Origin of the sequence: Lysobacter sp. CA196 (assembly GCF_052078695.1) — a bacterium.
Lineage (GTDB): Bacteria > Pseudomonadota > Gammaproteobacteria > Xanthomonadales > Xanthomonadaceae > Lysobacter.
On the sequence record NZ_JBQJIN010000017.1, the window covers coordinates 80,746 to 104,849 of the forward strand.

14 protein-coding genes are annotated in these 24,104 nt (G+C 65.2%); 6 read left to right on the top strand and 8 right to left on the bottom strand.

Annotated features, from left to right (window positions below; genetic code table 11):
- Positions 1–3 precede the first annotated feature (3 nt).
- The 5 genes from ACTOWK_RS15605 to ACTOWK_RS15625 form a co-directional block, all read right to left on the bottom strand.
- Positions 4–1,905 (bottom strand): hypothetical protein, encoded by a 1,902-nt coding sequence (locus tag ACTOWK_RS15605; protein WP_441331036.1) that lies wholly within the window; start codon positions 1,903–1,905, stop codon positions 4–6.
- Between the two features lie 233 nt (positions 1,906–2,138).
- Positions 2,139–2,885 carry a hypothetical protein gene (locus ACTOWK_RS15610; RefSeq protein ID WP_441331037.1) on the bottom strand — a complete coding sequence of 249 codons (747 nt, stop codon included), beginning with the start codon at positions 2,883–2,885 and terminating at the stop codon, positions 2,139–2,141.
- Positions 2,886–2,934: 49 nt separating this feature from the next.
- Positions 2,935–5,001 (bottom strand): hypothetical protein, encoded by a 2,067-nt coding sequence (locus tag ACTOWK_RS15615; RefSeq protein ID WP_441331038.1) that lies wholly within the window; start codon positions 4,999–5,001, stop codon positions 2,935–2,937.
- Between the two features lie 755 nt (positions 5,002–5,756).
- The gene (locus ACTOWK_RS15620) at positions 5,757–6,434 is read right to left on the bottom strand and encodes a polysaccharide deacetylase family protein (protein WP_441331039.1); all 678 of its coding nucleotides are present in this window, start codon (positions 6,432–6,434) and stop codon (positions 5,757–5,759) included.
- Between the two features lie 14 nt (positions 6,435–6,448).
- Positions 6,449–7,639 (bottom strand): glycosyltransferase family 2 protein, encoded by a 1,191-nt coding sequence (locus ACTOWK_RS15625; RefSeq protein WP_441331040.1) that lies wholly within the window; start codon positions 7,637–7,639, stop codon positions 6,449–6,451.
- 394 nt (positions 7,640–8,033) lie between these two features.
- On the opposite strand from ACTOWK_RS15625, the gene ACTOWK_RS15630 reads away from it, so the two are divergent.
- Complete coding sequence (locus tag ACTOWK_RS15630; RefSeq protein WP_441331041.1) at positions 8,034–8,750, top strand: hypothetical protein; 717 nt, start codon at positions 8,034–8,036, stop codon at positions 8,748–8,750.
- Between the two features lie 34 nt (positions 8,751–8,784).
- Positions 8,785–10,128, top strand: a complete 1,344-nt coding sequence (locus ACTOWK_RS15635; protein ID WP_441331042.1) for an MFS transporter — start codon at positions 8,785–8,787, stop codon at positions 10,126–10,128.
- A 19-nt stretch (positions 10,129–10,147) separates the two neighbouring features.
- Here ACTOWK_RS15635 and ACTOWK_RS15640 read toward each other — a convergent pair whose 3' ends face one another.
- Together ACTOWK_RS15640 and ACTOWK_RS15645 are read right to left on the bottom strand one after the other, a co-directional pair.
- The gene (locus ACTOWK_RS15640; protein ID WP_441331043.1) at positions 10,148–12,478 is read right to left on the bottom strand and encodes a hypothetical protein; all 2,331 of its coding nucleotides are present in this window, start codon (positions 12,476–12,478) and stop codon (positions 10,148–10,150) included.
- Between the two features lie 431 nt (positions 12,479–12,909).
- On the bottom strand, positions 12,910–16,401 hold the full coding sequence (locus ACTOWK_RS15645; RefSeq protein WP_441331044.1) for a GH92 family glycosyl hydrolase: 3,492 nt from the start codon (positions 16,399–16,401) through the stop codon (positions 12,910–12,912).
- 419 nt (positions 16,402–16,820) lie between these two features.
- Between ACTOWK_RS15645 and pgaA the strand changes: the two genes are divergently transcribed.
- The 4 genes from pgaA to pgaD all read left to right on the top strand — a co-directional run bounded on the left by pgaA (position 16,821) and on the right by pgaD (position 23,248).
- Positions 16,821–18,785, top strand: a complete 1,965-nt coding sequence (pgaA, locus tag ACTOWK_RS15650) for a poly-beta-1,6 N-acetyl-D-glucosamine export porin PgaA (RefSeq protein WP_441331045.1) — start codon at positions 16,821–16,823, stop codon at positions 18,783–18,785.
- A 2-nt stretch (positions 18,786–18,787) separates the two neighbouring features.
- Positions 18,788–20,722, top strand: a complete 1,935-nt coding sequence (gene pgaB / locus ACTOWK_RS15655) for a poly-beta-1,6-N-acetyl-D-glucosamine N-deacetylase PgaB (protein ID WP_441331046.1) — start codon at positions 18,788–18,790, stop codon at positions 20,720–20,722.
- Positions 20,723–20,789: 67 nt separating this feature from the next.
- Positions 20,790–22,049, top strand: a complete 1,260-nt coding sequence (gene pgaC, locus ACTOWK_RS15660; protein WP_441331047.1) for a poly-beta-1,6-N-acetyl-D-glucosamine synthase — start codon at positions 20,790–20,792, stop codon at positions 22,047–22,049.
- Positions 22,046–23,248 (top strand): poly-beta-1,6-N-acetyl-D-glucosamine biosynthesis protein PgaD, encoded by a 1,203-nt coding sequence (gene pgaD / locus ACTOWK_RS15665; RefSeq protein ID WP_441331048.1) that lies wholly within the window; start codon positions 22,046–22,048, stop codon positions 23,246–23,248. The genes pgaC and pgaD overlap by 4 nt, the downstream gene beginning before the upstream one ends.
- A gap of 296 nt (positions 23,249–23,544) precedes the next feature.
- Here the strand turns inward: pgaD and ACTOWK_RS15670 are convergent, their stop codons facing one another.
- Positions 23,545–23,829, bottom strand: coding sequence for a hypothetical protein (locus ACTOWK_RS15670; protein WP_441331049.1), 285 nt, complete (start codon positions 23,827–23,829; stop codon positions 23,545–23,547).
- Positions 23,830–24,104 lie beyond the last annotated feature (275 nt).

Consider the following 24,104-nt stretch of genomic DNA (forward strand, 5'->3'; position numbering starts at 1 on the left):
CAGTCAGTCCTGCTGTCGATCGTCGGCCTGAGCAAGGGTGTGCATGGCGTCATTACGATGCCATGCGTTCGCCACGCTCTTGAGCTGCTCGACGATGCCGAAGGTCTCCGTCACCACCCCAGGCAAAGCCGCGAATGACACCCAAGCATGATGTGTCAAATAGATCCCTTCGGTGGAAAACCTGTTGTACAAATTCTCTACCGCCCCCCATCCGTCCTCAAGGATGTCGGTTATCCGACCCGGCTGCGCCCGGCCATGCAAAGCCAGTTCGTCGGCGGATTTTCTCAATTCTCCCGCAACGCGCCGCATGTAATACGAGTGAAGCGCTGCACTTTCCTCAAGAAGAGCTTCGTCTAGTCCGCAAGTGAGCATTCGGGAAACCTCAAAGCGGTCAACAAAACTGGCGAATTCGGATTCCATGTCTCGCCGGAAACGGTCTTCATCGAACTCGCGCAGACTGGCGTCAGCAAGTTCGCGGCCCGCCATGGATACCAGTTCGTCGTTCTTTATCGCCAGCTCGCCGACACCGCTTCTGGCCGCACTGAGCGCCCTGGAGAAGGCTTCTCGTAATGTCCCGAAACGCCCATCCGCCAAGCCTCGCTCAAGCTCTACCGCATCTATGTCCCGCTTTCCTTTCACCAACGCGTTGACGACCGCTAGCACTGTGGCATTGATCTGCTCCGCCCTCGCGTCCTCGCTCGTCTGTCCGTCGAAGGAAGAATCAAAACCGGGAAGAAATATCGTCCCAACCCAGCTCACGACCTCGCTGATGCTGGCATCCGTATCGACCAGCTCGGTCGCCAACCGCTTTCCGAACAGATGCCACGCCGCTTGCGTCTGGATCGCTTGGTTGTACTGCCTCTTCAGCCTCGTTCGCCATTCAATCGAAGCGGCCGCTCCTTGCTTCATTTCGCACAGCAACTCATCTGCCAGGCGAACGCTTTCTCGCGCCGCTTCGCAAACGATGCTTCCGGCCAACTCGCCGAGGGAAGTCTTCGCCCACAGCGACAAACCCTCGAAATGCTGCCACGCGACGCGCTCGAAGCCGGAAGCCTCCGCCGTCGAAACATCACGATCGCAAACCAAGTAGGCCGCGCTCAATACCTTGCGAGCCCCAACGCTCTCGTCATCGATCTCGCGTTCTATAGAGTAAAAAGCGTCCAACTGGCCGGCCGTCGACCGCAAGGCATCAATCAAGCCATCAATGTTCAATGGCGCATCCCGCAGCGACGCCGTCGAGACGGCGGGGAACCCCATCGTTTCGGCTTTGAGTTCAACGCTTCTCCTGATCACTCCGGCAATCAGGTACTCGAGCTTTTGAATGCCGATTTCGACCGTGCGAGCCGCGGCGTTCGCGAAATCCAGGGACGATTGCCGGCGGCTTTCGCCGACGATCATCGCTCTGGTTTCGCGGATCAGGCGCACCAAATCATCCACGTAGGCGCCATATCCTTCACGCTGCAAAACCATGCCCCCCGTCAGCGAAGACGCGACGCCGCTACTTCCCATACTCCAACAGGCCGGATATCCGCCGGCGATGCCGAGCAACATCATTCCCTCGAAAATAGCACCAAGCATATCGGCGCCCGACTCGGCGGCAGCGCGCTCTATCATTGACGCACCGTGTATAGGGCCGAGCGCGCCACCTTTTACTATTGTGGCCTGCCCCAACCCGCCCTCAAGCGCGCGCCGCACGCCACCAATGCAGATCGTAGTCCCCAGCTCTTGAACGAGCACTCGTCCGAGACGACCCGCCGCGGCCTTCAGCTGTGATCGACAAGCCGCTGGATTCTCAAACTCCGAATTCGCGTCGGGAGCCGATCGAAGACTAATCTCGAGTGTCAGTTCAAAACCGGCAATTTCCGACTCAAGAGAGTCCTCAGTCTGGTGCACAGGCATCTGCATCTGTCCCTTCGTATTTACCACTTGCATCGGAATGCGCAGGACTGGAGCCGCGCATGACAATCATACCGGCTGCCTCACCTTACCCAGGACCTGCCCTACCGAGGCTTGCAAACGCTTGCATCTGGGCCCTGCACACCAGTGTCAAAGCAATTGGCAGGCTAGCAAGCCGGCAATCGATGAAGGCGATACGCACGCCGAGAGGCGCAATCGCAGGATTGCGCCTCTCGATCCGATCAGAGACAGCCCAATCGGGTAAGTTCAGAGTTCACCGCACCGATTCTGGTCTCACGAAACTGTGCCGCAGCATCCTTGTTCAGGTGGCGGATTCTGATCCTGCCCGCAACCTTCTGTGAATCCAGCGCATTGAGTGGACTGTCGAAGGCCGTCCCCGTCGGCAGTTCCGCATCGGCAAGATTCAACGCGCAAGAAGAGCAAGCGGGTTTGTCGACCACCCCCTCCAGAGCCACTTGAGATGGACGCAGACCGTTCTTCTGCCTGATCCGCATCGCTCGCTCCAACGACTTGATTTCCGCATCCGAGAAGCGCTGGCTCTCCTGCCCAACCGGCATGCGCGTCGACTCACGCTCCGCGCCGCCCTGATGCGCAAACTGCTCGGTATTTCGATCCGTCTTCAGCGAAAGATTTTCCTTAATGGACTTGCCATTGCGGGAATGCCAATTGTCGATTTCCGTCCAGCTGCCATCCGGGTTGATCCGATACAACTTCCACGACGAAATCGTCCCTTTCCCGGCGATCCGATCCACATAATTGGTAACGAAATCCTCATCCGTCATTCGCGGGCTTTTGGTTTTAAGCTGAGCCAGTTCCTCGGCAGCTTTTTTTGCGGCGTTCCTGAGCACGTTAATCCACTTGTCCGTCTCCGCTCCGCCGGGCGCATACGGTATGTACTCGACAGCAGCTACCTGAAACGAAAACACGCACAAGACGACGAACGAGATCAGCTTCGATTTCAATTTCATTATTGCACCTTGACTGAATACTGGGCGCACCTTTTCCGGCGCGAATCACTTACCAACCAGCACTGCCGGCCGACGGCAACGGATCGGGTAAAGGCCGGTTACCGTAGTATCCGTCGGATTTGCAGACTATGCCGTTGTACGGCTTGTTCGCCTCCGCCCTATGTTGAGCGGCGATCTTCCGAAGCCCCTGACTGACCGTGTAAGTTTCCTTTTTGACGCCCGGGACCGACTCGAACGAAACCCATTTGTGGGTCGGCAGCACGATCCTCTGGGATACATAGTGACCATAAATACTATCGACCCGCTCGGCCGCGTCTTCGTATTCCTTGGCGGTCATGCAGAGCAGGACCTGCTTATTGAGGGGATCGGTCAGAGTGGCGCGGACGACCTCTCCGGTCCGGTTCAATTCGTCCTGGACCGATTTCATATATCCGCCTTGGAGGACCGCACTCTCTTCCAACAGATCGACGTAATAGGCCCGCAATGCATCCCTGGAGGCCTGGGTTCCGCTTCCGGCTTGCGACGGCTTCGGTGCCTGCGGCATCAACTCGTCCACGTACTTGCCGACCAGCGTGTCGAACCCCTTGGTGAAGTGATCGGCAGGCAGGGCTGCGAGCGCGCGGTCCAAGGCAGCAGCGTCATAGTTCAGCCGCTTCATCCCGGCGGGAGAAATGATCAGCGCAGCCACTCTGGTCCGAGTCTTGTCGAGCGCAGTATTTACGCTATTCCTCAACGAAACCGGAAACTTGTCGAAACTGGCGATCTTGTCGTGCAAGGCGCGGTCCAGCTCGCTTTTATTGTAGATATTGACCTCTTGCTGAACCATGTAGTTCACCAACGCCATAACGGTCGACGCGACTTGCACTTCAGCCAGGACGCCTTCGGTGACCTTCGCGTCCAATAGTCCGGCAACCACCGGATTGAATATCCTGAGGAACCACAGAAGGCCATCTTCGGCAGAGAACACTCTCAGATCGAGATTATTCAGCAACTCCTCGCCAAAGATGTACCAAACCAGCTTCTTGGACACCGCGGTGTTGTACCGCTCCATCAGTTTTTGCTGATACTCCGGCGCCGACATCTCTTCATGCACGTAGTTCTTGAATTCGTCGATCAACTCCTGCTTGCTGCCGAGGGTTTCCTCGACCACCGCTGTAGTAGCGGGCGCCGCCACCTCATGGGCCCAGCCCACCACATCTTCGTAATAGGCCTGAGCGCCGACATAAGGATTCGGCACCCCGGTAGTGGGCTCGTACAGCTCAAGGAAAGTATTCGTTTCCCAATGCGCCTTGTTGGCCCGGATAGTCGGCCCACCGGGGATCTTCGTATCCAGGAACTCATAAACGAAATACCTGGCCTGCAGGTTCTTCGCAGCATCGCTCAGATACCGGACATGAACGTCGGGATCCGTCGAAGCAGCGGAAAAATTCGGCAGCCCCACGGGGGTGTAGTACCCCTCCATCTTTTCGGCCTTTACTTTCACCGCTTCCGCCATGACCTTGTTGGCGAGATATTCGACCCTGTCTTCATTGATCTTGAACAGCAGATTTCCGCTATCCGCCACATTCTCGTTTATTTGGAACGCGGTATCGCCCGAGATAATCTTCTTCGCACCTTCGAGCTTGGTGACCGTCTCCTGCACGTAGGTCCGGTACTTGCCCAGAAGTTCCCTGTCCTGGGCCTTCGCTGCATCGATGAGCTTCTCGGCCTTGACTCCGTTGTAGATGCTGAAGCCTTCGGCGACTATGAGACCGGCCGCGCCTCCGAAGATGTCGCCGACCATCGCGCCGGCCAGTTCCCCAAGAATCTCGGCGGCAATGGGAATTCCCACACTGGTACCCACGGTTATTCCGCCGGTAACCACCTGCTCGGTATTTCCGGTGTCGAGGCCGTCTTTTATCTCGACGATACCGAACCCCACTCCGAGAGCGGCCCCTGCCACACCGGCGAGCTTGCCGATGCTGCCTCCCAAACCCGGCGACTCACTGGTCAGAGCTCCAATTTCGAAGGGCTCAGTGGGGGCGCTAATGTTGACCTTTTCGGTCAGCGGCTCCATGGCGAATCTGAATTCTTCGAGCTCGGAGGCCGGCGTACCGGGCTTGATCGATTCGGGCATCGGGCAAGTACCGCTTGCCAAGGCGATCTGAATGTGAAGACAGAGCGATGCCCCCGCCAGAAATCTAATCGACTTCCTATCCATACGTTCCTGCGACCTCATTATTGATTTTTAGACACGACGAATCGCCCCATGAAGACAATCAGGCAACAATCGATTCGCCAATCGGGATACGTGCCCGCCAGCAGCGCGCTGCATAAACTATCGTTCTCCCGTCGTCAGATATATGAGGAAAGCTCTTAGCGCAGAAATCGCCTAGCACGAAGCAGTTGCCACGACAACGGTTGTCTACCACGCCGTTGAAGGCCTCTTGCGCAAGATGGGCCCGGTGCCATCGGCCATTCGATGATCGATTGAGGGTGCAGGGTCGATGGACGCTTTCCGAAGGCCCGCGAGAGACGACGATTCGACGGCCGTTGGTACCGATCTAGTCAATGGCACTTACACAGCGACGTCGGGCAACTGCGCGGGACGGTTTTCAGCGCCAACTTGCTGGCCGACTGCGCCTCAATCGCGCTGCGACGGCGCCATCGAGCACGGCAAAAGTACCCTGAGCAGCGTCAGAACGAGCAAGCCGGATTTTCTGCGACAGGCAAGGTCGCGTTCGGGCTTCTTACGTTCAACGGCAGAGGCGGGGCCACGCCGAGCCCATCGAACACGAGATCGCGTACTCCGACCAAAACAATACGACGAACGCTCTTCTGGCGCTCGCCTCTAGAGAGATAGAGAGTTTCGAGCAGCGACAGACGACGGCATTACGAGCCCTTCCTGCACGACGACAATAGTTCGCACACCCGCGCGAACCCATAGCCCTGCTCGCGCAAGGCCGGCACCAGGCGGCGCACGATCTCGACGATGCCGTGGCGGGCGCGGCCATGTTCGTCGTCGCCGTCGTGCAGCAGCACGATCGCGCCGGGGTGGATCCGCGCCAGCACGGATTCGACCACGCAGGACACGTAGCCCGGCGCCTCCGGTTCGAGCCAGTCGCGCGGGTCGACCGACCAGCCGACCACGGTATAGCCCAGGCGCCCGAGCGCATCGACCTGCCCCGGCGCGATTTCGCCGTAGGCCGGGCGGAACAGCCGCGGCGCCTCGGCCATGCCGGCCTCGCGCAAGGCGGTCGTCGCCGGATGGATTTCGCGCGCGATCCAGTCTTCGACGCCGAAGCCGCGTGCGTCGGCATGGCTCAGGGAGTGGTTGCCGATCTCGTGGCCTTCGCGAAGGATGCGTTCGATCAGACCCGGCTGCGCACGCGCGGCCTCACCGACGCAGAAAAAAGTCGCGGCGACCCCGAATTCGGCCAAGGCCGACAACAAGGCCGGGGTGGCGCGGCCGGGCCCGTCGTCGAAGGTCAGCGCCAGCCGGCGTTTGTCCGGCGACCCGCGGCCGAGATAGGTACGCGGGTGGTCGGCGAGGAAGTCGTGATAGTCCATGCCCTGCTCCGCCGTCAGCGTGTCAGCCAGGTCTTGCGGTGGCCGCGCAGCTCGTCTATCAGGCCGATCACATTGGCCGGCAGCAACAGCACGTCGATCACCGTGTTGCAGATCGACACCAGCACCAGGTCGAGCGGCCCGAGTTGCAGACGCGTACGCGCCTGCATCACCGCGATGAAATTGAGCAGAGCCATCAGCCACCAGTTCAAGGCGGCGATGCCGAGCAAGCTCGGGCTGCGGTAGATCGAGGCGCCGGCGATCAACAGCAACAGGGTCGGCACCAGCGCCGACTGTGCCCACAGCAGCCACCACGGCAGCATCTTCATGGTCCGTGGCCAGGAGATGCGCCAGGCCACGCGGAACGATTCCAGGCGCCCGCGCGCCCAGCGCCGGCGCTGGCGGAACAGGCCGAAGAAGGTCGAGGGACAGATGGTGTAGGCGATCGCATCGGGCGCATAGGCAATCGAATAGCCGTGGGCCAAGGCGCGCCAGGTCCAGGCGATGTCCTCGACCAACCATTCGCCCCAACCGCCGAGTTCGCGGATCACCTCGGTGCGATGCAGCGAGAACGCGCCGGCGACGACGTTGACCACGCCGATCTTGCTCTGTACATAGCGAATCGCAGCGAGCGCGCCGACATGCTCGTAGAACTGCAGACGGTGCAACCAGGAATTATGCCGCCCGGCCGGCACGATCAGGCCGCAGGCGGCGGCGTGGCGCGGCGAGCTGTACAAGGCCTCGACCGCCCGGCGCAGCGAGCACGGCATGATCACCGTGTCGCTGTCGATCACGGTGACGACGTCGGACTCGGGCGACAGCTGCGGCAAGGCCGCATCGAGCGCCAAGCCCTTGGCGCCGCCGTTGCGTTCCAGCGAGATCAATCGATAGGTCTTGTCGCGCGGCTGAGCCAGCCAGGTCGCGACCGTGGCCGGCGTGGAATTGGTCGAACCGTCGTCGACCAGCAACACTTCGATGTGGCCCGGATAGTCGGCGCGCTCGATCGCGTCGAGCGTCATCAGGAACGAAGCCTCGGGCTCGTTGTAGAACGGCACCAGGATCGAGACGAAAGGATAGTGCGCGAGCGTCGGCGCGGCCGGCCGGCGCACGGCCTTGAACAGCGCCCACCCGGCCAGGAACACCAGGCAACACAGCAGCACCAAGGTGGAGAAACCGACGAGGCCGGTCAGGACGAACTGGCTGAACATGAGGCGATGCATCCGGCAGCGCGAAACGCAGCCGCGGCATCGTCGATGCGCAGTCACGCTCGCAGGGTCTGATTGGCAGACCGGACGCGTCGATACGGGTCGCCGCGCGTGTGCGCGGCCCCGCACGCCTGGTGCTTGTGGGGGGAACTGCGTTTTTGCGGAACTGCAGGTAGGACGTGGTGGGGTTAAAGCTTGCTCGTGAAACGGTGCCGCATCTTTCCATCGGTCGAAACGCAATGCGTTGTCGCGTTTTCTCAATAGAGAATGAAAGCAGCAAGGGTTTTATTCTGTGACGACGGCAAGCAGTTCGACGATCGTTGTAGTGCCGCTCGCTCGACATGCGATCGAGGATCGATGAAGAATCGAAACCGAACTGTCTTATCCCTTGGCCATGATGAACACTCCCCCGACGCCGCACCCCGTTCACACCGCTCCGCTGTTCCGTCCGCGCTTCGACATCGGTGCGCAGCGCATCGATTGCGGGCGCGAACCGGACGTCGCCACCCACGACGCGGCCGACCGGCTCGCGACCTGGCCCTTGCTCGACTATTCCGCCTGCGAACCGACCGAGGACCAGGCCGCGATCAACCGCTGGCTGGCCGCCGCCGACCTTTGCGAGCGCGACATCCTGCATGTCGGCACCGGCAATTCGTCGGTGGCGCGCCTGCTCGCCGGCAAGGTGCGCCGCATCGTCTCGGTGACGGTGGCCCACAACGAGTGGGAACACGGCAACGCGCTCGGCCTGCCGCAGTACTCGGTGCATTTGCTCAACAAGCACAGCGACGACTTCGCCCGCCGCTTCGAGGCGGCGAGCTTCGATTGCATCCTCGACAACAACCTCGCCAGCTTCGCCTGCTGCCAGCGCCACCTCGAACGCTATTTCGAGACCCTGCTGCATCTGCTGCGGCCCGACGGTTTCATCCTGACCCACTGGCTCGGCATGCAGTGGACCCTGGACATCGGCGTCGACGACGTCGAACCGGTCTGGCAGCTCGACGCCGGCAAGCTGCGCGCCATCGCCAGCGCCTACGGTCTGGCGGTCGAACGCCAGGACGAGTTGTTCTTCCTGCGCCGGGCCCGCACGCCGCACGCCGGCGCGATCAAGCCCTGAGCCGCCGCTCGCCGTGCCCTCGCCCGCGACCGCCGTGAGCGAGCGCCTCATTGCGACGCCCGGTCCGCCACCTGACTCGGCGTCGCGCCGCCCGCGCAGCCGTTTCGCCGCGGTCGCGCAGCTGTGGCACATCGGCCGGCGCGAGCCGCGTTTCGGCTGGCTGTTGCTCGATAACCTGATCACTACCTTCGGCGCCAGCTTCACCCTGATCGCCCTACCGTTCCTGGTGATGCGCCTGACCGGCAGCGCCTTCGATCTCGGCCTGACCGCCGCCATCGAAGCCTTGCCCAGCGTGTTGTTCCTGTTCTTCTTCGGCGGTTTCCTCGACCGCGCCAATCCGATCCGGGTGTTGTGGATCTGCCGCGCGCTCTACGTCGCGATCAACGCCAGCATGGGCCTGCTGACCTGGTTCGGCCTGATGACCATCGAGATCATCTACGCACTGGCCTTGTTCGGCGGCCTGGTCTGGGCGGTCGCGTATCCGGCCGGGCGCGCGAGTTTCGGCCTGTACATCCGCAAGGGCCTGCTGCCGGCCGGCAATGCCCTGTTCGCGGTGGCCTCGAGCCTGGCGATGATGCTGCTGCCGATGTTGGCCGGCAGTCTGATCCTGGCTTCCAGCGACAGCCACGGCCTGGCGATCGCGTTCGGGATCGACGCGCTCAGCGTCGCCGCCTCGCTGTGGTTGCTCGCGGCGGTGCGCCGGCGCGGGCCGGTGCGGCGGCCGACCCATGCCGGCGCGGCCGATACAGCACTCGCGAACGCCACCGAAGCAGCGTCGGCCCAGGCGATCCCGCGCAGCTATTACCTGTATCTGTTGGTCAGCACCGTGCTGGTGTTCGGGCCGGTGCAGATCCTGCTGCCGGTGTTGCTGGTCGAACACGGCGATACCCGTTACTTCCTGGTCTATGTCGCCCAATTCGCCGGCATCTCCGCGGCGGCGGCCTTCGCCGGCCGCGCCTCGACCGGCTTGGCCCGGGTGATCGTCACGTTGCTTGCGTGTTGGGCGGTCGCCGCGCTGGCTTATGGTCTGCTGGCCTGGAACGCCAGCCTGGCGACGGTGTTGGCCGCGTTCTGCCTGCTCGCCGGCGCCTCCAATTTCTACGGCATCCAGTCGCTGTCGTGGCTGCAACGCAGCGTCGCCGCGCAGCGCATGGGCCGCGAGATGACTTGGTTTTCGGCCGCGACCATGGGCGCGATGCCGCTGGCCACTTTGCTGACCGGGCTGTTGCTCGAACGCCTGCGCTTCGCCGCGACCACGCAGTGGCTGATGGCGCTGATCGCGCTGTGCCTGCTGGCCGGCATCGTCCATCTGCGTCTGCGCCTCGCGCGCGCGCCGGTGCTGCAAACGCTCCGGGGGCCGACGGCCCCCGGAGCTTGACGCCTATCGCTTTCGACGCTCAGTTGGTCTTGAAGCCGTACATGAAGGTCGCCGGCACACCGTTGATCGCGCCGGCGGTGCCCGGGTTCGGGCTGGTGTTGCCGGCGCCGCCGATACCGTCCCAATTGGTCTGGCCCAGCGAATACAGCCCCGCGCCGACGATCGACAACGCATTGAGCGCGGTGGTCTGGGTCGGCGCCGCACCGTAGAAGGTGACGAAGCTGCGCGCCGCCCCCGGTGCGAGCGAACCGAAGCGGAAGTCCATGTGCGCGCCGAGATCGCCGGGGCCGTTATCGGTCATCGGTCCGGACAAGCCGGAATTGGCCGCGAGCGGGTCGAGCGAGTTGAAGCCGTTGTTGTTCCAGGCCAGCAGGAACGGCGAGGCCCCGGCCAGGGTGATGTACTCCGAGAACGTATTCGGCGGCACGTCGTAGTCGATTCCGCGGGTGTAGCGCAGATCCTTGACCGTGGTGCGGCCGATGTTCTCGATCTTGACGTCGACGCGGTACAGGAAGCTCGTCGCAGCGATCGGCGTGTACTGATGGGTCACGCGGAAGGTGCTGCCGACGGTCACCACCGAGGTCGCGGCACTGGTGGTCGGAGTGAAGCTGACCAGGGTGACGTTGCTGATGCCGGCGCAACGCGAGGTCCGCCCGCTCACCGGCGCGGCCGGATCGGCATTGGCCACGCCCCAGCCTTCGCAGGGCGCGCCCGGCGCCGAAGCTTCGCCGTTGGTGGGCATGTAGCGCAGACCGACCAGGCGGGTGCCGTAGCGGCCGCTCGACAAGTCGATGTTCGGGCATTCGATGTTGAGATGACCGGTCGGCGCCACGCCGAGCTGGATGATGCCGTTGTTGATCAGGCCCGGGCAGCCTTCCGGCGGATCGACCGCGCAGACATAACCCCAATCCCTGGCCTCCACGCTCGGCGTGTCGACGCGCTGGAACTTCGGTATGCGCTCCAGGTGCGGCAAGAACTCCTTGTACGGCAGTTGCGGCCTGAATGCGCCGGGGTCCCACAGATCGGCGCAGCCGGTGTTGAGGCCGGGGTCGACCTGGACGAAGTAGAAGTCCTGGATGTCGCCGACGCCCTGCCAGTCGCTGAAGGTATTGCCGGCGAGGATGAAGCGGTCGCTCTTGCGGTCGATCGCGTACAGGCTTTCGCGGAACTTGTCGCCGAAACGCCGCGGCGACAGGCCGCCGTAGCGCAGCAGATCGCCGGTGTTGGCGGCGAACAAAAAGCCCTGGGTGCCGGCGATGGTGCCGACCACCGCGACCGCGCCGTCGCGACCGTCGAGGCCGCGCGCTTCGACCACGTCGAAGGCGGTGAAGCTGGCCTTGTCGCGATCGACCCAACTCGCCTGCACCAGCGGTCTGCAGCTGTAGCGGGCGTAACGGGCCAGATAGGCCTGCGAAGCGCTGCCCTCGTCGAGCCCGGTGGAAGCGCCGACCGAGACCGTCTCGCCGGTGTAGTTCGCGTTCAACAGCGCGGTCAGGCCGTGGAAGTCGCGATGGTCCTGGCCGTCGATCAGCACGCTGCTGCATACCGGCGCGCCGTTGGCGTCGGTGCGGAACATCAGGCCGCCGCGTTTGGCGTCGGTGGTCAGTGCGGTGCCGGCGACGACGATGTCGGTGAAGCCGCCGCTGCTCGCCAGGTTCTCGGTGACCGCGCGGAAACGCAGGCCAGGCCAATCGCCGCTACCGTCGTAGCGGTGATCCCACAGCACGTTGCCGACCGCATCCAGGCGTGCGATGCGGCCGAGGGTTCGGCCGTCCTTGTCGTTTTCCTCGCCGACCACGACCAGGTCGCCCTGCGCCGGCGCCTTGCTCGGCATCACCGCGCCGGTTTCGATCAAGTCATAGCCGGTCGCGCGGTGACTGGTGGCGACATTATCGAGCAACGTGGTCCAGATCTGCCGCCCGCGGCAATCGATCTGCAGCACGTAGATGAAACTGCCCTCGCCGAGTTGCACCGCGCCGGTCACGGCAAAACCGCGCTCGCCGCTCAACTCGACGATGCCGTAAGCGTCGGAGCGCTTGCTGCCGGCGATCATGTAGGCCTGTTGCCAGGTGTTGATGCTGCTGTCGTCGGTGACACCGAGGTCGTTGGCGCGGGTCACCAACACCTGGGTATTGCCGTCGCTGGAGCGACGCGTGCCGACGGTGACCGAGCCGCGGCCCGGACAATAGTTCACCGCCTTGACGTCCTCACCGCCGTCGCGCCAAGGTTGGTTGCCGTAGTGAGTTTCGAAGTTCTGGGCTTGCGCCAAAGGCGCTGCGAGCATCAAGCCCGTTGCCAGCACCGCGGCATGGCGCCGCAGCCTGGAGCCGGTACGTCCCATGAGTTCCATATGAGCCTCGTTGCGGAATCATTCCGCGTGGATGGGTCGATCGCACTGCATCGCCGAACTTAGCCCTTCCCGGCGCGCGTGCCGAGGAAGAACACGGGGCGATATCGGGACATAACGGGAACGATTCGCGCGATCGGACCGCTGCGTTCGAGACGCACGCATGAGGTTTCCGTTAAAGCGCACAGCGCGTCACAGCGCCAATGCGAGCGCCGGCGGATTAACGTGGCGCGCGCCGACCAACGGCGCGCGATGAAATACGTGTGCCGACCAAGGCGCGCATTGCATGCAGCGCAGCCGCAGCCTTGCGCTGCGGCCTCAACCTGTCGCAACACCTGCGGAATGCGCTGCACAGACATCCGCCGCAGCGGCCGTCGCACAACGCGGTCTAGGTCGGTTGCGCGTGTTCGCTTGAACAGGCGGCCGTTGCCACCTTATTTCGCCTCGCCGAGCAACTCCACCTCGGCCAGCTCGATGCCGCCCTGCCCGGCGCCGTCGGCGAGCAGGCGCAGGCGATAACGCGAATACGCCGCCGGTCCGGCGATGGCGAACGCGCGCGTTTGCTTGCGCCAGGCGAAGACCTGGCCACTGCGTTCGTCGAGCGTGGTCCATTGCGCGCCGTCGTTGGAGCCCTGCAAGGCCCAAGCTTGCGGATCGCCGCGGCGCGCCGCCGAGGTCAGGGTGTACAAGCGCACCGTCGCCGGCGCCTTGAAGTTCCAGCTCAGCAGCGGCATCGGCCCGCTCAAACGCGTCGAGGTGGTCGCGTCGTCGTCGAACAAAGCCGCGGCCTGCTTGGCCGCGACACCGGCGACCGTCGCATTGTCGCGCCGCCCCAGGTCGCGCAGCGGCTTGGGCGTCTCGCCATCGGCGCTGAGCGACTCCGGCAGGGCCTGCGCGCTGCTGGCCCAGTTCGACGGCGACGGGCCCATGCGGAAATCCAGCACCGCGCCTTGTGCCAGCAATTCGTGCGGCAGGGTCAAGCGGTCCCAGGCTTCGCCGTTGACCCGCAGCGACTGCACGTAGCGGTTGCGCGCGCTGACCTTGGGCGCGTTGATCTGCAGCTCGCGGCCGTTTTCCAGGCGGATGCTCATGCGTTCGAAACGCGGCGCGCCGATCACGTACTCGGGCGAACCCATACGCAGCGGATAGAAACCGGCGGCACTGAACAACCACCACGCCGACATCTCGCCGTTGTCTTCATCGCCGGGATAGCCCTGGCCGATCTCGCCGCCGACGTACAGGCGATCGAGGATGTCGCGCACTTTTTCCTGGATCCGCCACGGCTGGCCGGCGGCGGCGTACATATACGGAATATGGTGCGAGGGCTGGTTGCTGTGGCCGTACTGGCCCATGCGCACGTCGCGCGCTTCGAGCATTTCATGGATCACCTCGCCGTAGCTGCCGACCTCGAAGGTGCCCGGCGTGGCGAAGAACAGGTCGAGCTTGTTGCCCAGGGCGGTGCGCCCGCCGTACAGCGCGCTCAGGCCGGCACCGTCCTGCGGCGCATGGAAGGCCATGTTCCAGGCATTGGTCTCGGTGTAGTCGCCGCCCCAGCGGGTCGGGTCGAACTCGGTGGCGGTGTAGCGCCAGCGGCCGTCGCGATGGCGGCCGATGAAGAAGCCGAGTGGCGGGTTGAACAGGTTGACGTAACCGAGCGCGCGATTGCGGTAGTACGCCGCATCGTCGCGATAGCTCGCCTGGTAGGGATCGTCGGCGCCGGCCTCCTGCGCCAGCGCGCCGGCCAGACGGCCGATGGCGAAGTCGTTGATGTAGCCATCCATCGACCACGACAAGCCTTCGCCGACCGTAGTGTCGGTGTAGCCGCTGAAGATCGCCCGCTCGATGCCCTTGCGGCCCGCACCCGGCACCGGGCTGACGCTGGAAGCGTTGCGGATCGCCGACTGATAGAACGAGCGCACGTCGAAATTGCGCACGCCCTTGAGCCAGGCGTCGGCAAAGGCGATATCCGAACTGGTGCCGACCATCAGGTCGGCATAGCCCGGCGAGGACCAGCGCGCGATCCAGCCGCCGTCGCGGTACTGCTGGACGAAGCCGTCGATCATCTCGCCGGCGTGGCTCGGAGTCAGCAATACATAGGCCGGCCAGCTGGTGCGGTAGGTGTCCCAGAAGCCGTTGTTGACATAGACCTTGCCGTCGACGACGGCCGCGCCGGTGGCGCCGGCGCTGTCCTTGCCGGCCGGCGCCGAGAACGGACTCGCATATTTGTACAGCGGCCGCTCGGCGGTGCCGGTGTTCTCGTAACCGCTGTTGGGGTACAGGAACAAGCGGTAGAGGTTGGAATACAGCACCGCTTGCTCGTGCGCCGGCGCGCCCTCGGCGCGGACGATGCCGAGCTTGGCGTCCCAGGCGGCGCGCGCGCGTTCGCGCACCGCATCGAAGCCTTCGTCGGCGCCGATTTCCAGTTCCAGGTTGCGCTGCGCCTGTTCGACGCTGATCAGCGAAGTGGCGATGCGCATCGTCACCTGGCGGGTGGGGTCGCCGCTGAGGTCGAAGCCGTACCAGGCCGAGACGCGGTCGCGCCCGGCCTTGTCGCGGTCGAGCCGGGCGCCGTCGCGGATCGGCCGGTCGAAACGCGCGTAGAAGAACAAGCGCGAGGCGCCGGTCGAGAGCTTGCTCATGCTCTCGCTCCAACCGCTCAGCGCGCGGCCGTCGCGGTCGAGACGAATGTCGCCGTGTTCGTCGCGATGGTCGAACAGCAACTGCGCGCGGGTCTCGCCGGGCTCGGCCGGGAAGGTAAAGCGCATGACCGCGGCGTGGTCGGTCGGGGTCATCTCGACAACCAGGCCATTGTCGAAGCGCACCCGGTAGTAATCGGCACGCGCGGTTTCCTCGTCGTGGCCGAAACTCAGCGCGCGCTTGCTGCGGTCGAATTCGGGCCGGCCCTCGCCGATCGCCGGCATCACGTGGAAGGTCTGGCGGTCGCCCATCCACGGGCTCGGCTCGTGCGACAGCGCGAAGGCTTCGATGCGCGGGCGGTTGTCGTCGCCGTTGCGCTCCTGGTACTGGTAGATCCAGTGCGAGCCGGCGTTCGTGGTCGGGGTCCAGAAGTTGAAGCCGTGCGGCACCGCGACCGCCGGGAAGGTGTTGCCGCGCGAGAAGCGGCTGTTGGAATTGCTGCCGCGGCGGGTGTCCACATAGTCGCTGGGGCGCAGCGCGGCGCGCTTGCCCTTGGCGAGCGCGGGCGCCGGCGCGATGCGCAAGTCGTCGAGATAGCCCTGGTACGGCAACGCAGTGTCGCCCTCGTGGACCAGCAGGATCTTGCGCACGCGCCGTCCGGCCGCGACTTCGCCGATGCGGCTGCTGACCGCGTTCCATTGATCGGGATAGAGCAGCCGGGCCATGCCCTGCGCGCGCGCGGTCAAGCCGTTGCCGTACAGATCCAGCGGTTTGCGCTGCGACAGACGGCTGCCGTCGTCGAACACCAGGTCGATGGCGACATAGGTCGAGCCGTTGCGCAATGCATCCAGCTTCGACGGTGCGGGCTGGCCGGCGATATGCGCGCTCGACAGCGGGAACAGGCGGTAGGACAGCACAGAGTCCTTGGCCACCGCGATGTCGACCTCGACGACCTGCGCGCTTTGCGCCGCGCCGCTGCCGACGCCCTGGTAACGCAGCGAGCGCAGGCCGCTGAAGCCCATGCCGGGTTTCGCGGTGAGGGCGGCGGCCGCGGGCGGGCCGCCGTCGGCGCTCAGGCGCGGCGCCGGGTCGGCCGTTACCGGGGGCTGGGCCCCTGCCGCGGTCGCGGGCTCGGCCGCAGCCGGCTCACCGGCCTCGAACGAGGTCCAGAAGCTGCGCACCGGCCCGGCCATCGCCGTGGGCACCAGAGCCCAGGCCACGGCCAGCGCCAATGCGTGTTTCGCCGTCGTCCCTGCGCCATTGCGGCGCACTTTCCACCTTGCCGACATTCCCGCTCCCGTTGCCCGGACGGCGATCGCCTCCGATTCGCGTCGCGCCGACCGGCGAACGCCCCTGCTTCTCCCGATTTAAATCGATCTAAATCGACCTTGTCAAACCGCGGCGCAGCATTCGCCCACCCCGCCAGGCTGGCAAAAAAGCCAATCCGAACAAGCACTTCCGCCACAAGTTCCGGTCCGGATCGCCTGCCTTTGGCACACCTCTTGCGTCACCCCATCAAGAATGTGATTTGCATCACATTTTTGTATTGGTCTAGACCTCACCTGCAGCCCTCCGCTACACGGAAGTCCGTCCCACCATGCCCAACCCGCATCGACTTGCCCTCTCCATTGCTTTAGCGACCGCAAGCGCAATCTGCCCCTCAACGTCAGCTTTTGCTGCAGAGCGTCAAACAGCCGCCGCCAATCCGATGCCGGACATCGAGCGCTTGCGCGCCGACCGGCAGTGGCTGGCCGCGCTGGCGCGCATCGAAAGCGCCCAGGCCGCGACGCCCGGCGACGACCGCCTGTACCGACTGCAGGTGCTGACCCTGGCCGACCTCGGCAGCGCGCACCGCGCCTGGGCCCTGTATCAAGCCCGCCCCGAATTGTTCGACGCGCCCGAGCGCCAGCGCCTCGACTCCGGCCGCCTCGCCCGCCTTGCGGTATGGGGCAGCCTGTTCCCCGAAGACGAGGCCACCCGCCTCGACGAAATGCGCAGCGCCCGCGACGCCTTCGAGCAATACCGCGCCAACCAGACCCCGCAGCAACGTCAGGCCGACCTGCGCACGCGCTTCGACGAGCTGATGCTGCTCAATCACCTCGAACGCCATGCCGACGTGGTCGAACGCTACCGCGCGCTGCAGGCCGAAGGCGTCGACATTCCGATGTATGCCTTGTCGAAGGTCGGCGCCTCCCTGCTCGCCGACAAACGCCCCGAGGAAGCCGCGACCGTACTCGAACGGGTTGTGCGCGAGTGGCCCGAGGATCACGATTCGCAACTGCAGCTGGCCTACGCCTATTCGGAAAGCGAGCGTTTCGACGACGCCCTGGCCCAACTCGACAAGATCAAGGCGGCCGAGCCGGCCTGGGTGCGCGTCAACGGCGCCAAGCAGAGCTTCGAAAACTGGCGCCACTACGACGCCGACAGCACCCAGACCATGATCCGCCTCTACGGCGAGGACACCGTCGGCGCGCAGCAGCAGTTGGAAACGATGGCCGCGATCGGCCCGGACAACCCCAGCCTGCAGACCAATCTCGGCGTGGCCTATCAAAAACGCGGCTGGACCGATCGCGCGCTGCAACGCTTCCAGATGGCGAGCACGCTCGAACCGACCAGCGTCGGCGCGCGCATCGGCCAGATCGGTTCCTACCTCGAACACGCCCGCGTCGACCTGGCACGGCCGATCCACGATGAGTTGATCGCCCACCGTCCGCGCGACGTGCAGGTCAAGCAGATGGGCGAGTCCTGGGACCATCGCCTGGGCTGGCAATGGTCGCTCAGCACCGCCGGCGGCCGCAGCGATGCGCGCGGCGGCAGCGCGGCCGCATCGCCGCTCGGCACTCGCGACGCCGTGCACCGTTTCGAGATCCGCAGCCCGCTGATCGACGACCGCTGGCGCCTGACCGCGCATGCCCAGGACGCCTGGGCCGATTACCCCGGCGACCGCGTCCACGACCGTCGCAGCGGCATCGGCGCGCTGTATGCCTACGACCGCCTCAGCCTGGGCTTCGGCGTCGACCGCGCCGACGACCGCTCGCTCGCCAGCGACGAGCGCACCGGTTATTACCTCGATGCCGGCTGGCGCCTCGACGATGCCTGGCGCGTCAATGCGTCGTGGTACCGGCAAACCCCGGAAGCCTCGCTGCAGGCGCGCGGCGCCGGCATCGACGCCGATGCCTTGAGCCTGGGTCTGCGCTGGACGCCGAGCGAACGCACCTCGCTCGGCGCGACCGCGCAGCAACTGCGCTACAGCGACGACAACCGACGCAGCGCGCTCGCGCTGAGCCTCGATCAACGCCTGTACACGCGGCCGCATCTGCAGATCGCCGGCCTGGCCGATCTGTCGACCAGCCGCGCCAGCCGCCGCGACGCCGACGTGCCCTATTTCAACCCCAGCCGCGACGCCTCGCTGAATCTTGGTGTGCGCCTGGATCACGTCGCCTGGCGCCGCTACACCCGCCACTTCGTGCAACGCCTCAGCGCCAGCGCCGGGCCGTATTGGCAGCAGGGCCATGGCAGCGCCTGGGTGCCGCAACTGCGCTACGAACACGAATGGCGTTTCGGCAGCGGCCGCACGCTCAACTACGGCCTCAACTGGTCGCGTCCGGTCTACGACGGCGTGCGCGAAGACCGCGTCGCCTTCGATCTGAGCTTCCGTTGGGGAGAGGAATGAACATGCTGTCTTACGCTGCCCGCTTCGCTGTCGCCCGCCCCGTCCCGCGCACAACCGCATCTGCGCGTCTGCGCCGGGTGATCCACCGGGCGGTCGTATGCGCCGTGCTGGCCGTGGCCGCTTGGGCGCCGCTCGCAGCCGGCGCCAGCGAACTGTTGGTGCTGAGCTATCACGACGTGCGCGACGAAGTGGCGCGCAAGGGCGACCCGGATGCCTACGCCGTCAGCACCCAGAACTTCGCCGCGCACCTGGACTGGCTGTCCGGCCACGGCTACCACCCGGTCTCGCTGAGCGAGATCATCGCCGCCTCACGCGGCGGCAAGCCGCTGCCGCCCAAGGCGGTGCTGCTGACCTTCGACGACGGCCTGCGCAGCATCTACACCCACGTCTTCCCGCTGTTGCGCGCTTACAACTATCCGGCACTGATGGCGGTGGTGACCTCCTGGGTCGACCTGCCGCCCGATCAGAAAGTCGACTACGGCCCGCGCATGTTCACCCACGACGACTTCGTCACCTGGGCGCAATTGCGCGAAATGCAGGCCTCCGGCCTGGTCGAAGTCGCCTCGCACAGCCACGCCCTGCACCGCGGTGTGACCTCCAACCCGCAGGGCAACACCATGCCCGCCGCGATCACCCGCGCCTGGAACGAGAAAACCCAGCGCTACGAAACCGAAGCCGAGTACCTGGCGCGCATCCGCAAAGACCTCGGCGACAGCGCCGCCGAGATCAAGCGCGAACTCGGCGTCGGCCCGAAGTCGGTGATCTGGCCGTACGCGGCCTACAACAGCCAGACCAATGCGATCGCCGACGAACTCGGCATGGCGGTGACCTTCGATCTGGAAGGCCGCCACCAGAAGATCGGCGCCGACCTGCACGGCCTGGCGCGCCTGCTGGTGTTCAACAACCCCACCATCAACGACCTGGCCTACGAGCTGCGCCACGACGAGGCACTCGACGGCCTGCGCGCCTTGCAGGTCGATCTGGATTACGTCTACGACGCCGACCCGGCGCAGCAAGCGCGCAATCTCGACAAGCTGATCGAACGGGTCAAGCAGATCGGCCCGAGCCACGTATTCCTGCAGGCCTTCGCCGACCCGGACGGCAACGGCTCGGCCGATGCGCTGTATTTCCCGAACCGGCATTTGCCGATGCGCGCCGACCTCTATAACCGCGTCGCCTGGCAACTCAAGACCCGCGCCCACGTCAAGGTGTTCGCCTGGTTGCCGGTGCTCGGTTTCGAGCTGCCCGATGCGGCCTTGAACCAACGCCTGAAAATCCAGGCCAGCAACCCGGACGAGACCTTCCGCCTTAACCCGTTCGAGGCGCAGACCCGGCGCATCGTCGCCGACGTCTACGAAGACCTCGCCGTCAGCGGCTACACCGAGGGCCTGCTGTTCCACGACGATGCGTTGCTGCGCGACGACGAGTTGCGCGGCCAGGCGCCGGCCGACCCGGCCGCGCGCACCCAAGCGCTGATCGAGTTCACCCGCGAGCTGGCCCGCGCCGCCGGCAAGTGGCGGCCCAAGCTGATCACCGTGCGCAACCTGTTCGCCGCGCCGGTGCTGGAGCCGCGCAGCGAAGCCTGGTTCGCGCAGAACCTGGCCGCCTTCAACGAGGCCTACGACTACACCGCGGTGATGGCGATGCCGTGGATGGAGAAGAGCCGCGATCCGCAGGCGTGGATGGACCAGCTGCTGGCCGAGGTCAAGAAGTCGCCGCGCGGCCTGTCGCACACCATCTTCGAATTGCAGACCGTCGACTGGCGCGATGACCGGCCGATCCCGGCCGCGCGCCTGAAAGCGATGGCCCACCGCTTGCAGGCCGGCGGCGCACGCCACCTGGCCTGGTACCCCGACAACTTCATCGACGACCAGCCCTCGACCCGGGACGCGCGCGAAATCATGTCCGTGCGCGGCTTCCCCTACCTCGAGCGATGAGCGTCGCCCCGCCCTTCCACCGCCCAGTCCATCCGGGCAGCCGGTACGCGCTGCCATCGAGTCCACCATGAGTCCGCTCGTCAGTCCGCTGCTCACCGCGCTGTTCCAGTTCGCGTTCTTCTATCCGATCGTGATGTCGTTCTTCTGGATCTCCGGCGGGCTGTACTACTACTTCCGCCGCGAGCGGAAGGCACGGGTGCGCACCGATCCGCCGCCGCTGGCGGACGCGCCGTTCGCCTCGATCCTGATCCCCTGCCACAACGAAGGCGACCACGTCCACGAAACCATCGCCGCCGCGCTGGCCCAGCGTTATCCGCAGTTCGAAGTGATCGCGATCAACGACGGCAGCCGCGACGACACCGGCGAAAAACTCAACCGACTCGCCGCCCTGCATCCGCAACTGCGCGTGGTGCACCTGGACCGCAACCTCGGCAAGGCCAACGCCATGCGCATGGGCGCCCTGGCGGCGCGTTCGGACTATCTGGTCTGCATCGACGGCGACGCCCTGCTCGACGAATACGCCATGCACTGGATGATCTGGCACCTGTGCTCGGGCGCGCGCGTCGGCGCGGTCACCGGCAACCCGCGCATCCGCAACCGCTCGACCCTGCTCGGCCGCCTGCAGGTCGGCGAGTTCTCTTCGATCATCGGCATGATCAAACGCGCCCAGCGCGTGTACGGCCGCATCTTCACCGTGTCCGGGGTGATCTGCGCTTTCCGGCGCAGCGCCCTGCACCGGATCGGCTACTGGTCCGACAGCATGGTCACCGAAGACATCGACATCAGCTGGCGCCTGCAGATGGACCACTGGGACATCCGTTACGAACCCAATGCGATGTGTTTCATCCTGATGCCGGAAACCCTCGGCGGGCTGTGGAAGCAGCGTTTGCGCTGGGCCCAGGGCGGCGTGGAAGTGCTGATGCGGCATACCCGCGACCTGTTCTCGTGGCGCAAGCGGCGCATGTGGGCGGTGCTCGGCGAGTACGTGTTGAGCCTGGTCTGGGCCCACATCATGGCCTTGATCATCGGCCTGTGGGCGCTGGGACTGGTGGTCGACCTGCCCGAACAACTGCGCGTGACTACGCTGCTGCCGTCGTGGCACGGCGTGATCCTCGCGCTGATCTGCCTGCTGCAATTCGCCGCCAGCATCATCATCGACCGCCAGTACGAGACCGGAGTCGGACGCAACTACTACTGGATGATCTGGTACCCGATGGCTTACTGGCTGCTGAGCTTCACTACCACCGTCGCCGCGGTGCCCAAAGCCTTGGCGAAACGCCGCGGCACCCGCGCGACCTGGGTCAGCCCGGACCGGGGAATCCGATGAATCCGAACGCTGCCCCGACGAAGCCCCAGCCTGCCGAGTACAAGCCCGGCGAGCACAAACGCGGCCCGCGCCGGCGCTCCGCGCACAAGCACGACTCGCGCCTGATCCACCGCCCCGGCGCCCAGGAAACCTGGACGCGCACCTGGTGGGGCGTGGTCACCGGCGCGTTCTGGCTGGCCTATCTGTACTTGTGGATACCGGTGGCGACCCTGCTGATGTGGCTGCTCGGCATCCGCCGCACCGCCTCCGAACTGTATCTGCGCGAGCACGGCGTCGACCCCTTCCTGATGCTGGTGCTGCCGGCGACCGCCGCAGTCGTGGTCGCGCTGCTGCTGCTCTGGGCCGAGTACAACCGCTGGCGTTTCGCCTCGGCCAAGAGCGAACGTCGCGGCGTCCAAGCCGACGTGCCGCTGGACGAAGTCGCCGACCGCCTCGGCGCCAGCGCCGAACTGGCGCAGGCGCTCAACCAGGGCCGCATCAGCGTCCTGCACATGGACCCGAACCACGCGGTGCCCTTGTCGCTGACCGCGCTCACCCCGCCCACGGTCAGCCAACCGTTCCCGCCGGTGAAGCCGATGCCGCGCTTCACCCGCGAGATGGCGCCGCAGGGCTCGTGGATCCTGATGATCGCGCTGGCGATCTCGGTCGCCATCGTGGTCGGCGTGCTGGCCGTGGTGTCGTTCGGCTACCGGCAGATCCAAAGCGTGGCGCCGAAGCGCACGATCGAAGGCACCCCAGGCCTGGATCGCCCGGCCTACGTGCCCGAGAACGCCGAACCCGCACTCGACCCGGTCGCGATCGGCCAGCGCACCGCGGCCGGCATCGAATCCTCGCTGCGCGATGCGCACAAGTTACGCGTCGCCGACGACCAACGCCGCGACGCCACACGCCCGCGCCGCAACACCGACGTATTGGCGTCCAACGCCAAACCGCGCCCCTTGCCGGGACACAGCCCGAAACCGCCTTATCCCCTCGACGCACTGCGTCGCGGCGAAGGCGGCCTGGTGACCCTGCGCGTGCAAGTCTCGGCCGAGGGCCGCCCGATCAAAGTCGACATCAGCAAACGCAGCAACAACCGCGAACTCGACCGCGCCGCCGTCCGCACCGTGCGCACCTGGCGCTTCGCCCCCGCGGTGCGCAAAGGCAAAGCCGTCGCCGCGGTGGTGATCGTGCCGGTGGAGTTCAAGCCGGATCGCTGAGCCGCCTCTTCTCCCGCTTGCGGGAGGCTGAGCCCTCCCTTCTCCCACCAGCGGAAAGATGGGCCTCCCCTTCTCCCGCTAGCGGGAGAAGGTGTCCGAAGGGCGGATGAGGGCGCACGTGGCCTTCAACTCGTACAGGCCGAAGTCGCTTGTTGACGGCGAGCACCGAACAGCCCACTGAACCCGACCGCCTCGCCAAGCCACCGATACCCCCAACCAACTCCCCCCTTTTGAGTAGGGGGCTGGGGGGGATTTGCCTTTACCTTTGCCTTAACCCCAGACCGGGCCAACCCGCCTCAGTGCAGACTTCCCGGCGACGCCACCCCGGCACCACCCTCCCCCGCAGCCGCCCAAACACAAGCCGCCATCACCGGGTCCAGCCGCCGCGCCAACGCCTGAAACACCTCCCGCAACAACCGGTGATTCTGTCCCGCGGGATAACCGATCTCGATCAACACCTCAGGCTGCAGAGTTCGCACGATCCCGTGCAACTCCTGCTGAAAAGCGGAAAGCGCTTCGAACGCATCAACGGGCATGACCACCCCTTCCTGCGGGGGCGTGAGCTCGGGCTTGCGGGGCATACGCGGTACTCCTGTCCTTAGGCGAGGAACCCGCGCGGCGCGACTTGCAACCGGCGGGATGTCGGGAGGTTCGAAACCGCACACAGACGGCGGGCGTATTTCCCTTGCGGGTGTTGTATTAGCCGCCCTCCCGACGCAGGCAACGCGTCGTGTCGCCTCCCCGTAAACTCACTCCAACCCTAACCAGAGGTCTCCAGGCAAACTAGCCCCAAGGAGACCCAGATGCGCAAGAGCAAATTCACCGAGAGCCAAATCGTCACGACGCTGAAGCAAGT

Bases quoted from the DNA above. Each gene is read 5' to 3' on its own strand.
- ACTOWK_RS15615 (WP_441331038.1), bottom strand. From the start codon at position 5,001: ATGCCCGAATCGATCAAGCCCGGTACGCCGGCCTCCGAGCTCGAAGAA.
- pgaA (WP_441331045.1), top strand. From the start codon at position 16,821: ATGCCGGACATCGAGCGCTTGCGCGCCGACCGGCAGTGGCTGGCCGCG.
- pgaD (WP_441331048.1), top strand. From the start codon at position 22,046: ATGAATCCGAACGCTGCCCCGACGAAGCCCCAGCCTGCCGAGTACAAG.
- ACTOWK_RS15605 (WP_441331036.1), bottom strand. From the start codon at position 1,905: ATGCAGATGCCTGTGCACCAGACTGAGGACTCTCTTGAGTCGGAAATT.
- ACTOWK_RS15625 (WP_441331040.1), bottom strand. From the start codon at position 7,639: ATGTTCAGCCAGTTCGTCCTGACCGGCCTCGTCGGTTTCTCCACCTTG.
- ACTOWK_RS15645 (WP_441331044.1), bottom strand. From the start codon at position 16,401: ATGTCGGCAAGGTGGAAAGTGCGCCGCAATGGCGCAGGGACGACGGCG.
- ACTOWK_RS15630 (WP_441331041.1), top strand. From the start codon at position 8,034: ATGAACACTCCCCCGACGCCGCACCCCGTTCACACCGCTCCGCTGTTC.
- ACTOWK_RS15640 (WP_441331043.1), bottom strand. From the start codon at position 12,478: ATGGAACTCATGGGACGTACCGGCTCCAGGCTGCGGCGCCATGCCGCG.
- pgaB (WP_441331046.1), top strand. From the start codon at position 18,788: ATGCTGTCTTACGCTGCCCGCTTCGCTGTCGCCCGCCCCGTCCCGCGC.
- ACTOWK_RS15610 (WP_441331037.1), bottom strand. From the start codon at position 2,885: ATGAAATTGAAATCGAAGCTGATCTCGTTCGTCGTCTTGTGCGTGTTT.
- pgaC (WP_441331047.1), top strand. From the start codon at position 20,790: ATGAGTCCGCTCGTCAGTCCGCTGCTCACCGCGCTGTTCCAGTTCGCG.
- ACTOWK_RS15670 (WP_441331049.1), bottom strand. From the start codon at position 23,829: ATGCCCCGCAAGCCCGAGCTCACGCCCCCGCAGGAAGGGGTGGTCATG.
- ACTOWK_RS15620 (WP_441331039.1), bottom strand. From the start codon at position 6,434: ATGGACTATCACGACTTCCTCGCCGACCACCCGCGTACCTATCTCGGC.